The organism is Corallococcus macrosporus, from assembly GCF_017302985.1.
In the GTDB taxonomy this organism is placed as follows: domain Bacteria; phylum Myxococcota; class Myxococcia; order Myxococcales; family Myxococcaceae; genus Corallococcus; species Corallococcus macrosporus_A.
Genome location: NZ_JAFIMU010000008.1, coordinates 270,722 through 283,042, shown reverse-complemented (window position 1 = coordinate 283,042; position 12,321 = coordinate 270,722). Strand labels below are relative to the sequence as shown.

At 70.8% G+C, this 12,321-nt stretch carries 11 protein-coding genes; 5 read left to right on the top strand and 6 right to left on the bottom strand.

Translation table 11 applies throughout. The features are described from left to right. The coding region (locus JYK02_RS27980) for a vitamin B12 dependent-methionine synthase activation domain-containing protein (RefSeq protein ID WP_207055624.1) at positions 1–2,525 on the top strand (2,525 nt) is incomplete at its 5' end. A gap of 56 nt (positions 2,526–2,581) precedes the next feature. After that, on the top strand, positions 2,582–3,676 hold the full coding sequence (locus JYK02_RS27975; protein WP_207055623.1) for a hypothetical protein: 1,095 nt from the start codon (positions 2,582–2,584) through the stop codon (positions 3,674–3,676). 27 nt (positions 3,677–3,703) lie between these two features. Here the strand turns inward: JYK02_RS27975 and JYK02_RS27970 are convergent, their stop codons facing one another. After that, entirely contained in the window at positions 3,704–3,946 is a 243-nt protein-coding gene (locus tag JYK02_RS27970) for a DUF2934 domain-containing protein (protein ID WP_207055622.1), read from the bottom strand. A 199-nt stretch (positions 3,947–4,145) separates the two neighbouring features. Next, positions 4,146–5,333, bottom strand: coding sequence for an A/G-specific adenine glycosylase (mutY, locus tag JYK02_RS27965; RefSeq protein WP_207055620.1), 1,188 nt, complete (start codon positions 5,331–5,333; stop codon positions 4,146–4,148). A 143-nt stretch (positions 5,334–5,476) separates the two neighbouring features. Between mutY and JYK02_RS27960 the strand changes: the two genes are divergently transcribed. Further along, entirely contained in the window at positions 5,477–6,442 is a 966-nt protein-coding gene (locus tag JYK02_RS27960) for a PD-(D/E)XK nuclease family protein (RefSeq protein ID WP_207055619.1), read from the top strand. Here JYK02_RS27960 and JYK02_RS27955 read toward each other — a convergent pair. Together JYK02_RS27955 and JYK02_RS27950 are read right to left on the bottom strand one after the other, a co-directional pair. Then, on the bottom strand, positions 6,439–7,338 hold the full coding sequence (locus JYK02_RS27955) for a tRNA threonylcarbamoyladenosine dehydratase (RefSeq protein WP_207055618.1): 900 nt from the start codon (positions 7,336–7,338) through the stop codon (positions 6,439–6,441). The two genes, JYK02_RS27960 and JYK02_RS27955, sit on opposite strands and share 4 nt — an antisense overlap. A gap of 29 nt (positions 7,339–7,367) precedes the next feature. Beyond that, positions 7,368–8,165: a TatD family hydrolase gene (locus JYK02_RS27950; protein WP_207055617.1), complete on the bottom strand. Its 798-nt coding sequence runs from the start codon at positions 8,163–8,165 to the stop codon at positions 7,368–7,370. Between the two features lie 122 nt (positions 8,166–8,287). Here JYK02_RS27950 and JYK02_RS27945 point away from each other — a divergent pair, with 122 nt between their 5' ends. Next, positions 8,288–9,766: a TolB family protein gene (locus tag JYK02_RS27945; RefSeq protein WP_207055616.1), complete on the top strand. Its 1,479-nt coding sequence runs from the start codon at positions 8,288–8,290 to the stop codon at positions 9,764–9,766. A gap of 350 nt (positions 9,767–10,116) precedes the next feature. On the opposite strand, the gene JYK02_RS27940 is transcribed toward JYK02_RS27945, so the two are convergent. Further along, the gene (locus tag JYK02_RS27940) at positions 10,117–10,368 is read right to left on the bottom strand and encodes a hypothetical protein (protein ID WP_207055615.1); all 252 of its coding nucleotides are present in this window, start codon (positions 10,366–10,368) and stop codon (positions 10,117–10,119) included. A 367-nt stretch (positions 10,369–10,735) separates the two neighbouring features. Here JYK02_RS27940 and JYK02_RS27935 point away from each other — a divergent pair, with 367 nt between their 5' ends. Then, positions 10,736–11,698 carry a hypothetical protein gene (locus tag JYK02_RS27935; RefSeq protein WP_207055614.1) on the top strand — a complete coding sequence of 321 codons (963 nt, stop codon included), beginning with the start codon at positions 10,736–10,738 and terminating at the stop codon, positions 11,696–11,698. Positions 11,699–11,709: 11 nt separating this feature from the next. Here JYK02_RS27935 and JYK02_RS27930 read toward each other — a convergent pair whose 3' ends face one another. Further along, the gene (locus JYK02_RS27930) at positions 11,710–12,291 is read right to left on the bottom strand and encodes a Maf family protein (protein WP_207055613.1); all 582 of its coding nucleotides are present in this window, start codon (positions 12,289–12,291) and stop codon (positions 11,710–11,712) included. Positions 12,292–12,321: the final 30 nt, after the last annotated feature.

Here is a 12,321-nt window from a genome sequence, read left to right as displayed (position 1 = left end):
AGACGCCCAAGCCGCGCTCGTCGCTGTCCGGCGTGGACTACCTGGAGGTGACGGACGAGCAGCGCCCCATCATCGTGGGCGAGCGCACCAACGTCATCGGCAGCAAGAAGTTCAAGGAGCTCATCGTCGCGGGTGCGTTCGACGACGCGTCGGAGATTGCGCGCGCCCAGGTGCGCCGCGCGGCGCAGGTCATCGACATCTGCCTGGCGAACCCGGACCGGGACGAGCTGGAGGACATGCGCCACTTCCTGGAGGTGGTGGTCAAGAAGGTGCGCGTGCCGCTGATGATCGACTCGACGGACGAGAAGGTCATCGCCATGGCGCTCACGTACTGCCAGGGCAAGGCCATCATCAACTCCGTCAACCTGGAGGACGGCGAGGAGCGCTTCGAGAAGGTCGTCCCCCTGGCGAAGGCGTTCGGCGCGGCGCTGGTGGTGGGCTGCATCGACGAAGTGGGCATGGCCGTCACGCGCGACCGCAAGCTCGCCGTGGCCGAGCGCAGCTACGAGCTGCTCACCCAGAAGTACGGCATGCGCCCGGAGGACCTGTACTTCGACCCGCTCGTGTTCCCCTGCGCCTCTGGCGACGCGCAGTACACCGGCAGCGGCGTGGAGACGATTGAAGGCGTGCGCCTGATCAAGCAGCGCTTCCCGCAGTGCCGCACGGTGCTGGGCATCAGCAACGTGTCCTTCGGCCTGCCCACCGCGGGCCGCGAGGTGCTCAACTCCGTGTTCCTGTACCACTGCGTGCAGGCGGGCCTGGACATGGCGCTCGTCAACTCGGAGAAGCTGGAGCGCTACCCGTCGCTACCGGAAGAGGAGCGCCGGCTGTCCGAGGACCTCCTCTACAACCGGGGCACGGACCCCGTGACGCCCTTCGCGGCGCACTTCCGCGAGCGCAAGCCCGCACGCGCGCAGGTGAGCAGCCTGCCGCTGAACGAGCGGCTCCAGCGCTACATCATCGAGGGCACGCGCGACGGACTGACGGCGGACCTGGACCTGGCGATGAAGGAGATGTCGCCGCTGGACATCATCAACGGGCCGCTGATGAAGGGCATGGACGAGGTGGGCCGCCTCTTCGGCGCCAACGAGCTCATCGTCGCGGAGGTGCTCCAGAGCGCGGAGTCCATGAAGGCGGCGGTGAGCCACCTGGAGCCGCACATGAGCCAGACCCAGACGGCGTCGCGCGGCAAGATCGTCCTCGCGACGGTGAAGGGGGACGTGCACGACATCGGCAAGAACCTGGTGGAGATCATCCTCGCCAACAACGGCTTCCAGGTGGTGAACCTGGGCATCAAGGTCCCGCCCGAGCAGTTGGTGCAGGCGGTGCGCGAACACCGCCCGGACATCCTGGGCCTGTCGGGCCTGCTGGTGAAGAGCGCGCACCAGATGGTGGCCACCGCGGAGGACCTGAAGCGCGCGGGCGTGGAGACGCCCATCCTGGTGGGCGGCGCCGCGCTCAGCCGCAACTTCGTGGACCGCAACATCGCCCCGGCCTACGGCGGCGGCACGGTGGCCTACGCGCAGGACGCGATGAACGGCCTGGAGCTGGCGAAGCAGATCGTGGAGCCGGGTGCGCACGCGAAGCTGCGGGACGACCTGGCCGCGCGCCGGCTGAAGCTGGCGCAGGAGGCGAAGGAGCGCCCCGCGCCCGCCGCCCCGGTGCGCCGCTCGCGCAGCACGGAGGTGCCGGTGCTGGACGCGGTGCCGCCCGCGCCGGACTTCGCGCGGCACGTGCTCACCAACACGCCGTTGGATCACATCTGGAAGTTCATCAACCCGGTGATGCTCTACGGCCGCCACCTGGGCCAGCGCACGTCGTCGCGCGCGCTGGGCACCCCGGCGGAAGCGGAGCTCGCGAAGACGGAAGAGGGCCGCAAGGCGCTGGCGCTGAAGGAGGCGGTGGAGGAGCTGAAGACGCTCTTGCGCGGCGGCGTGATGCAGGCGCGCTCGGTGTTCCAGTTCTTCAAGGCGGCCAGCGACGGCGACCGCGTGCTGCTCTTCGACGGCACGACGGGCGAGCAGGTGACGTCCTTCGACTTCCCCCGGCAGGACAAGGACAACGGCCTGTGCCTGGCGGACTACGTGAAGCCGCTGCACAACGGCAAGCCGGTGGACGCGCTGTCGCTGTTCGTCACCACCGCGGGCTCCGGCATCCGTGAGCTGGCGGACGGCTTCAAGGCGAAGGGCGAGTTCCTCAAGATGCACGCGGTGCAGGCCCTGGCGCTGGAGACGGCGGAGGGCTACGCGGAGCTCTTGCACACGCAGCTGCGCAGCATGTGGGGCTTCCCGGACCGGGCGGACATGACGATGCTGGAGCGCTTCCGCGCGGAGTACACCGGCAAGCGCTACTCGTTCGGCTACCCGGCGTGCCCCCGGCTGGAGGACCAGACGAAGCTCTTCGCCGCGCTCAAGCCGGAGGAGATCGGCGTGCAGCTCACCGACGGCTGCATGATGGAGCCCGAGGCGAGCGTGTCCGCCATCGTCTTCCACCACCCGAATGCGACGTATTTCTCGGTGACTTGATGCGTTGGGGGCCCGAAGCCCGGGCCCTGCCGCGCCGGACGGGTTAGATTGCCGCCATGCCTTCGCCCACCATCCGTCGCGCCGTCCAGCTCCTGCCCGCGTGTGCCACGACGGGCATCGGCAGCCTGCCGCACACCCAGGTGGAACTGGGTCTGCAAGCCGCGCTCGCCATGGACATCCCGTTCCTGCCGCAGCTGCCGGTGGGGCATCCGTCGGAGCTGATGATTCCGGCCGCGCTGGAGGGCCTGCCGGGCCTGCGCTTCGACGAGGACGGCGTCTGCACGGTGGACGTGGACGCGTGGAACAACGGGCGCGCGGCCTTCGAGGCGCGGCTGGAGGCGGCGCTCGCCTCCGGGGACCTGGAGTCCTTCGAGCCCACCGCGGACGCGTGCCGCGCGTGGAAGCCGTTCCTCTGGGAGGTGGAGCACCGCAAGCTCGCCTTCGCGAAGGCGCAGCTGTCCGGCCCCTTCACGGTGCGCTCCGTGGTGCGCACCGCCACGGGTGAGCCGGTGCTGGCGGTGCCGGGCCTGGACGCGGCGCTGTACCGGCTGGTGATGGTGCGCGCGCTGGCCATGGTGCGCGCCCTCAAGCGCACGGGCACCACGCCCCTGTTCTACCTGGACGAGCCCGGCCTCTACGCCTACGTGCGGCTCAACCCGCAGCACCTGCTGGCGCAGCAGGAGCTGCGGCTCCTGGTGGTGGCGCTGCAGCGCGAGGGCGCGCTCGTGGGCGTGCACTGCTGCGGCAACACGGACTGGGGCGTGCTGCTGGACGCGCAGGCGGACCTCGTCTCGCTGGACGTGCGGCTGTCGCTGGACGCGATGCTGGAGGAGACGGAGGCGCTGAAGCGCTTCCTCGACTCGGGCGCCACGCTGAGCCTGGGCGTCATCCCCACGGACCTGGCGTCCACGTATTCGGTGGAGGAGCTGGCGGACTCGGTGGAGGCGTCGTTGAAGGCCGCGCTGCCGGGGGACATCGGCTTCTCGCGCGCGCTGTCCACGGTGCTGCTGACGCCCGCGTGCGGCCTGGCGATGCGCTCGGTGGTGGACGCGGAGCGCATCCTGGAGGAGCTGAAGCAGGCCCAGCGCCGGCTGAAGCGGGCACTGGAGTCGGAGCGCCCGGCCCTCCAGGGACTGCCGCCCGCGCACTGACGCGCGGACGGCGGTGGTGGCGAGCGGCTACTGACGGCCGAGCCGCAGCTCGCGCTCGGCCTGGTGCCAGTCCTGCTCGGGGTTGCCGTGCGTGCCGCCGCGGGCCTGGAAGATTTCGTAGGCGCGGCGGGCAATCTGCTCCTGCGTGGGCGCCGCGGTCTTGTTCGTGGGCGCGCTCGCCGTGACCGCCGGCTTCTTGTCCTCGGTCCGCTCGGGAGCGGCCTTGGGCGCGGGGTTCGGTTGCGACTTCTGCGCGTTCTGACGAGCCATCGGGCTTCCTCCTGGAAAAGGCGGCCTGAAGCTTCGGACGCACCCCAGCAGCGCGGAAGAGACCCAAGGCGTACGGGGTTGCCGGAGCGACATCCCAGGTCGCGAAGTGTTGAGGGACCAACGGGCCATCCCGCTCGGAAAATCCACCAGCGGAAGGGGCCCGTACGCGCGGTCCGCCAGCACGGGGCCGCCAGACGCTTCAGCGGCCGGTTGCCCTCCTGCCGCCGCGACCCGGAGCCTTCTTCGCGGGCACGGCTTCGCCACCCATCACGCCATGCCCCAGCGCCGCGTCGAGCGCGCGCTGCATCGCGGTGCTCATGCCCAGCGCCTCCGCCTCTTGCGGCGTGCACCAGCGCAGCTCCTGGAACGCGGCGGACTTCGTGGGCCGCGTCGCGCCCGTCACGCGCAGCAGCCGCAGCGTGAGGTCGCGGTGGGTGAGCTGCCTTCGCACGCTGTCCAGCGTGCCCTCCAGCGTGAGCGGCGCGCCCAGCGTCGTGGACAGGCGCTCTGTCGCCTCGGCCTCCGGCGTGTCCTCCTCCACCTCCACGGCGGGCAGCTCCCACAGGCCGCCGAAGAGGCCCTTGTCCGCGCGGCGCGCGAAGAGCAGCGTGCCCGCGTGCGGCCACACGGCCAGCGCCAGGAACAGCTTGCGGGGCGCGGCGCGCACCTTGGCGGGAGGCAGCTCGTCCACGCGGCCCTTCTTGAACGCGATGCACCCGTCGCGCACGGGGCACAGCAGGCACAGCGGAGACTCCGGCCGGCACACCGTGGCGCCGTGCTCCATCAGCGCCTGGTTGAAGTCCCCGGGCCGCTCGCCCTTCACCAGCGCGGAGGCCAGTGCCCACAGCGTGGCCTCACGGTCGCGGTCCCCGGGCAGACCCTCCACCTCGAAGAGGCGTGACAGCACGCGCGCCACGTTGCCGTCCACGATGGGGGCCTCCTCGCCAAACGCGATGGAGGCCACGGCCCCGGCGGTGTAGCGCCCGAAGCCGGGCAGGGTGAGCAACTCCTCCGCGGTGGACGGGAGCTTCCCGCCGAAGCGCTCCACCACCTCCTGCGCCGCGCGGTGCAGGTTGCGCGCGCGCGAGTAGTAGCCCAGCCCCTTCCACCCGGAGAGCACGTCGTCCAGGGGCGCGGAGGCCAGGGCCTTCACCGTGGGAAAGCGCGCGAGGAAACGCTCCCAGTACGGGATGACCGTGGACACCTGCGTCTGCTGGAGCATGACCTCGCTGAGCCAGATGGCGTACGGATCGCGCGTGCGGCGCCAGGGCAGGTCGCGCTTGTTCCGATCGTACCAGGAGAGCAGCGGACCGTGCAGGGCAGTGTGACGCTCAGGGGAGACGGGGGCGGGGAGGGCCCTGGATTCGGTGCGCTTGCGTGGGCTCATGTGATTCTTCACGGGGGAGGCGCGGCACCATACCCGTACGGTCGGGCGCACCCGGCGTTTTTACCGACGGCAGGGGGCGGTTGTCCGGCCGCCCGTCCCTCTTCTGGCGAGGCGGGCGATCGTCTATAGGATGCCCCGCGTCCATGGCCCGTCCTCCCATCACCAACGACTTCTCCTGGTCCAAGAGCCGCCACGAGAAGTTCTCCGAGTGTCTCCGGGCCTACTACCTCTACTACTACCGCTCCTGGGGCGGCTGGGAGGCGGAGGCGGCCCGGGACGTGCGTGAGCTCTACGTCCTCAAGAAGCTGCACAACCGCTACACGTGGGCGGGCAGCATCGTGCACGAGGCCCTCAAGGATGTGCTGCTGGACTGGCGCGCCGGCCGGGACGTGGATCCCGCCAAGGTGGAGGCGCGCACGCACAAGCTGATGCAGGACGACTTCCGGCACTCGCGCTCCAAGGCGTACTGGACGACGAAGTACCGCAAGCCCTTCACCGGCCTCGCGGAGCACGAGTACGCGGAAGAGATTCCCAACGAGGCCTGGAAGCAGAACTTCGAAACGGTGCGCAACGCGCTCGCGTGGTTCTTCCAGTCGCGCTGGCCCGGCATCGCCAAGGGGCTCAAGCCCGCGCAGTGGCTGGAGGTGGACGCGGGCTTCGACTTCGCCCACTTCGTCCTGGACGGGGTGAAGACCTTCGCCATCCCGGACTTCGCCTACGTGGACGCGGAGGGCTCCGTCGTGGTGGTGGACTGGAAGACGGGCCGCTCGCGCGAGAGCTACGACGAGCAGGTGCTGGGCTACGCGCTCTACATCGCGCAGCGCTACCGCTACCCGCTGGAGAAGGTGCGCGCGTCGCTCGTGTACCTCAACGAGGGGCTGGAGCACGACGTGACGGTGGACCCGTCCGCCATGGACTCCTTCCGCCAGCACTTCGCCCGCAGCGTGGAGGGGATGCGCTCGCTGCTCAAGGACGTGGCCACCAACACGCCCAGGGACTCGGAGGCGTTCCCGCAGACAGGCAACCTGGACGCCTGTGCCCGCTGCGTGTTCCGCCGTCCGTGTGGCCGCGAGCCCGCGGTGGCGCAGGCCCGGCCCCGCGTCGCCTAGCGCGCCGAAGCGAGCCGGCGCACCACCACGCCCGCGGCGTTCATGCCGAAGGCGGAGGTGACGAAGGCCACGCTGCCGTCAATCTGCGTGCGGTGGTCGCAGGTGTGGAACTCGTTGTCCTGCGGGCAGACGCACAGGAAGCCGTCGGTCGCGTCGTCGTAGTTGAGCGGCACCGGCTGCCGGCGCGTTTCAATGGAGTACACGGCGGTGATGCCCGTGTGGCGCTCCGTCTCCACGCCGTACTTGCGCTTGAGCAGCTTGCGGATGTCCTTGGCGAAGGGGTCCATGTGCGTCTCGCTCAGGTCCTCCACGCGGATGGCCGTGGGGTCCAGGCGGCCCGCCGCGCCCATGGAGCTGACCACCGGCACGCCCAGCGTCACGCACCGGTGCAACAGGTGCAGCTTCGCCTTCACGTTGTCGATGGCGTCCACCACGAAGTCGTACTTCCCCGCGGGCAGCAGCGTCTCCGCCAGCTCCTCGCGGTAGAACTCGCGCAGCGCTTCCACCTTCGCCTGCGGGTTGATCTCCTGGCAGCGCTGCGCCATCAGCTCCGCCTTGGACTTGCCCACCGCCTTCACCGTCGCGTGCAGCTGGCGGTTGGTGTTGGTGACGCACACGTCGTCGTGGTCCACCAGCGTCAGCCGGCCCACGCCGCTGCGCACCAGGCCCTCCGCCGTGAAGCTGCCCACGCCGCCCAGGCCGAACACCACCACGTGCGCGTTGGCCAGCCGCTCCATGGCGTTGTCGCCCAAGAGGCGCGCCGTGCGGTCGAAGCGGCGCGACAGCTTGAAGGGCTTCGCCAGCGACGCTTCCGGCGCGATGACGTTCGAAGCGGCCGGGGAGGCGGGGGGCGCCTCGGTCTCGGCGGTGGGGGTGGGGGCGGGCTGCGGGTTCATGAAGGGCTCCTCTATCACGCGACGCTCGCCTACCGCGAAGGGGAGGGGAAAGCTTCCCGGAACAGGCGGCGGGCATTCTCGGTCGTCCGCTGGGCGAGCACCTCCACCGGCTCCCCCAGCACCTGCGCCATGCCCGCGAGGATGTGGGGCAGGTAGCCCGGCTCGGAGCGCTGCCCCCGGAAGGGCGTGGGCGCCTGGTCCGGCGAGTCCGTCTCCGCCACCAGCCGGTCCGCCGGAATCACGCGCAGGGCGTCCAGCGGCTTGCGCGCCTCCGCCCAGGTCACCGGGCCCGCGAAGGAGAAGTGGCAGCCCTTCTGGATGTAGAAGCGCGCCAGCTCCGCGCCGCCGCTGTAGCTGTGCATGAGGATGCCGGCTTCCGGCCAGGCCTCCGCTTTCAGGAGCTCCATCATCGCCGGGTGCAGCCGGTGGCAGTGCATCAGCACCGGCAGCCCGTGCTTGCGCGCCAGCGCCAGGTGCCCGCGCAGCACCGCCAGCTGCCGCTCCAGCGAGGCGCCCGGCAGCGTCGGACCGTCCAGTCCGCACTCGCCCACCGCGACGGCGCCGCCCTGGGCCAGCAGCGCGTCCAGCCGCTCCAGGTGCGCGCCGTCGTCCTCCGGCCGCAGGTCCGGCAGGAACTGCGGATGGATGCCCAGCCCCACCTGGATGCGCGCGTCCCGGCGGGGCAGCTCCAGCAGCGGCTCCCACGTCTGTGGCCCCACCGCCGGAATGAGGATGCCGTGCAGGCCCGCGGCCCAGGCGCGCGTGACAACGCTGTCGCGGTCCGGGTCGAAGCGCGAGGCGTCCAGATGGCAGTGCGTGTCGATCATTGAGCACCCTTCTTCCCAGAGCCGTTCAATCACTGACAAGCCCGGATGACAGGCCCTTCAAGGCGTCCCGTCATCCGTGAACGCGAAGCTATGACGCCCCCCCTGACTTTGGAGGCATGAGAATGACCAAGCGAGCGGTGTGGGGTGCGTTGTTCGGGGCGCTGACGATGCTGGCCACCGGCTGTGGCGACGAGTGCGTCGATCAGTTCGACTGCCGTGACAAGGGCACGCCTCCGGCGGGTCAGTCGTACGTCTGCAACGCCGACAACAAGTGCGAACTGCGCGCCATCCCCACCGAGCCGGAAGAGGACGCGGGCACCGGTGGTGAGACGGACGCCGGCAGCGACGCGGGCACCGGCGGTGGGACGGACGCCGGCACCGACGCGGGCACGGAGGCCGACGCCGGCACCGACGCGGGCACGGAGGTCGACGCCGGCACCGACGCGGGCATGAACGTCGCCAAGGGCGACGCGTGCACCGCGTCCTCGGACTGCATGGCGGGCCTGCGCTGCGAGGCCGCCACCTGCCAGTCGCTCCTCATCGCCGTGACGGGCAACGACGGCGGCACGCGCGCCCTGGTGACGGCCTACGACGTGCCGGGCATGACGTCGCTCAGCGCGGACGGCGGCCTCAGCGCCTACCCGCGCTTCGGCCCGGGCGGCACCCAGGTGGCCTTCGTGCAGGGAGACGTCACCGGCGCCGCGGGTGAGCTCGCGGTGCGCCCCGTGCCGCTCACGGCCGCCGAGCCCAACGTCCTGACGACGGGCGGCACCGCGCGCATCCGCTACATGGAGTGGGAGCCGGGCAACCTCATCGCCTGGGTGCGCGGCAGCACGGGCATCTCCACCATCGCGCCGACGGGCGGCACCATCACCTCGATCACCAACAGCGGCACCTTCCCGGACTGGGCGGCCAACGGCACGGACTACGCGTACAGCGCCGCGGGCACGGGCATCTACGTGTCCACGGGCGGCGCCGCGCCGGCCGTGCTCGCGGGCTCGCCCACGTCGGGTGAGCAGCCGCACTTCAACCGCGTCACCTCGCAGCTGCTCTTCCTGGCCAATCCCGAAGGCACCACCGTGAACTTCGGCACGGAGGCCACCCAGGTGCTCAAGCTGTACTCGCTGCCGGTGACGGGCGGCGGCGACCCGAAGCTGCTCGCGGGCACCTCGAGCCGGCCCGTGACGGGCGGCTCGGTGGATTCGTACATCGCGAACCCGAACTGGTCGCCGGACGGCAAGTGGGTGGCGTACGTGCGCGCGAACTACCTGCTCATCGGCAACGCCGCGGTGCTGTGCGGCAACACCGGCGCGGAGCTGTGCGGCACCGACCGCGGCAACGACATCTACGTGCAGCGCGTGGACGCCTCGGGCGCGAAGGATGGCGAGCCGGTGCTCTTCGCGGAGAACGCCACGCTGCCGTCGTTCTCCCCGGATGGCCGCCTCGTGGCCTACGTCCTGGGCGGTCAGCTCGTCGTGAGGGCCATCGACCCGGCCACGGGCCAGCCCGCCGCCACGGCCATCACCCACCCGAAGGACACGTACACGGTGCTGACGAGCGAGGGTGACGACTACCGCCCGCGCTGGCAGCCCCGGCAGTAACCGGCGTCCCAAGCCCCGGTCTCCGGGGCTTCCCGGCCCGTGTTTCCCGTTTCTCCGGGGAGCGCGGGCCGTCGTGTTTCAGGGTGCGAAGCGCGCGGCCCACCTGGCGCGAAGTGACGAACGCGGGCAGTCCAGGGTCCGGATGAACCCGCGCGGATCCGTTTCCGGGTCCAGCGGATCCAGGTTCCAGGACGAAGGGGAATGGGAGGAGACACTCCACCCGCGCTCACGTGAAACGCGGCACCTGGTGGAGGAGGGCTGACAGCCGTGTCGCGACGGCACCGGTGCCCGCGCGCTCCGTTTCCGGCAGCGCGGCCTGGGCTTCACGGGCCGGGACGCGGGCTGCTTCCTCAGCCCACGACGACGATGCGGCGGCCCAGCGCGCGGGTCATCTGCGGAGAGGTGACGAGCTCCAGCACGCCGCTCATCTCACCGCCCGCCGTGTCGAACGCCGCGGCGATGACCTCGCCCACGGTGAGCTGGGCCTTCTGGGCCGCCACCCGCGCGCGCTTCGCCGTGCGCCGCAGCGCGGGCATCACCCGCCGACCCTGCCGCCGCACCACCGTGCCACCCTTCGCCTTGCCTGCGGTCCGCTTCGCCATGGTTCCTCCCGCCACTTCGTGCCGCGCGGGTGAGTACCTCGTCGGTCTGACACCATGCAGGCGAGGTGCCAGGGCTCAGCCTCCCCGTCAGGTTCCTGATTCCAGGGGTTTTCCTTGCGGATAGCGGGTTTCCGTAGGGCAGGCAGGCGTTCCTTTTTTCAGCCCTTCAGGGTCGTTCCTCGTTCTGTCGAGTTTTTCGTTCAGTCAGTGGAGTGATTTCCACGCATCGTTCAATGGCGCGCATCTCGTTCAACGCCATGAAAAGAATGGGTGGGTCCTGTGTCACCCCCTGGCCACAGGGGCTGCGGCCCGGGGACCACGGTGCGGTTGGGACGCGGCGGGGATTCAGGGTAGAGGGCGGACGCCCATGCGAGTCCAGGTCCTCTTCCACGACAACTGTTTCGACGGCGCGGCCAGCGCCGCGGTCTTCACCCGCTTCTACCGGGAGCGCGTGCGCGCGGACGCGACGTTCAGCTACCGGGGGCTGGCGCACAAGCCGGGCGCGGAGGGCATCGACCCGGCGGTGTTCACCGGGGACGAGAACGTCATCGTCGACTTCCGCTACAGCCAGGACGCGCGGCTCACCTGGTGGTTCGACCATCACGCCTCCGCCTTCCAGCAGCCCGGCGACGAGCCCCACTTCCAGCGCGACACCAGCGGCCGGAAGTTCCACGACCCGCACCGCAAGAGCTGCACGCTGTACCTGGCGGACGTGGCGCGCGAGCGCTTCGGCTGGGACGCGTCCCCGCTGAAGGACCTGCTGCACTGGGCGGAGATCATCGACGGCGCGCAGTTCCCCAGCCCCCAGATGGCGGTGGCGCTGGAGGAGCCCGCGCTGCGCATCATGACGGTGCTGGAGGCGACGAAGGACGACACGCTCATCCCGGAGGTCATCCGGCGCATGCAGACGGACTCGCTGGCGGACATCGCCGCGTCGCCGCTCATCGCCGCCCCGCTGGAGCCGCTGCTCTTCCGGCACCAGCGCAACATCGACCTCGTGCGTGAGAAGGCCCGGTACGAGCACGGCGTCGTCCACTTCGACCTGGTGGACGAGGGCGTGGACAGCCTCAACAAGTTCATCGCGTACGCGCTCTACCCGGACGCGCGCTACACACTGTGGGTCGGAAGGGGCGCGTCGCGCGCGAAGGTGTCGCTGGGCTCCAACCCGTGGAAGCCCCAGACGCGCCAGCACGACCTGTCCGCCATCGCCGGCCGCTACGGCGGGGGCGGCCACCCGGTGGTGGCCGCGGTGAGCTTCAAGGCGGACCAGTCCGACAAGGCCCGCGCCGCGTACCACGAAATCCTCGCGGAGCTGTCCAGCGCGGGGTGAGCTTTAGCGGCTCACGGGCGGACGAAGAAATCGAAGCCCGCCTGCCGCAAGAGCCGCACCACGGACAGCATGGGCAGGCCCTGCACGTTGGTGCGGTCGCCCTCCAGCTTCTGGAGCAGCGCCTGGCCCCGGCCCTCCACGCGGTAGCTGCCCGCGCAGCCCTCCCACTCGCCGGTGTCCAGGTAGCGCTCCAGTTCCTCCGGCGGGACGGGGAAGAACGTGAGGCGCGTGTCCTCCACCGTCTCCGAGTGGTGGCCACCCGGCCCCAGCAGGCACACGGCGGTGTGGATGACGTGGGTGTTCCCCAGCAGGCGCTGGAGCTGTGCCCGCGCCGCGTCCCGGTCCCGGGGCTTGCCCAGCACGTCGCTTCCCACCTCCACCAGCTGATCCGCGCCCAGCACCCAGGCCTCCGGGTGGCGCTCCTGCACCGCGCGGGCCTTGCGCACGGCGAGCATCCGCACGGCCTCGTCGGCGGGCAGGCCCGCGGGGACGTGTTCGTCCACGCCGGGGGCTTTGGTGCGGTAGGGCACGCCCAGCCCGTCCATCAGGGCCCGTCGCGCGCTGGAGGTGGATGCCAGGATGAGTTCGCTCATGGGTGGCCGGAGGGTAATGCAGCCGGGGAG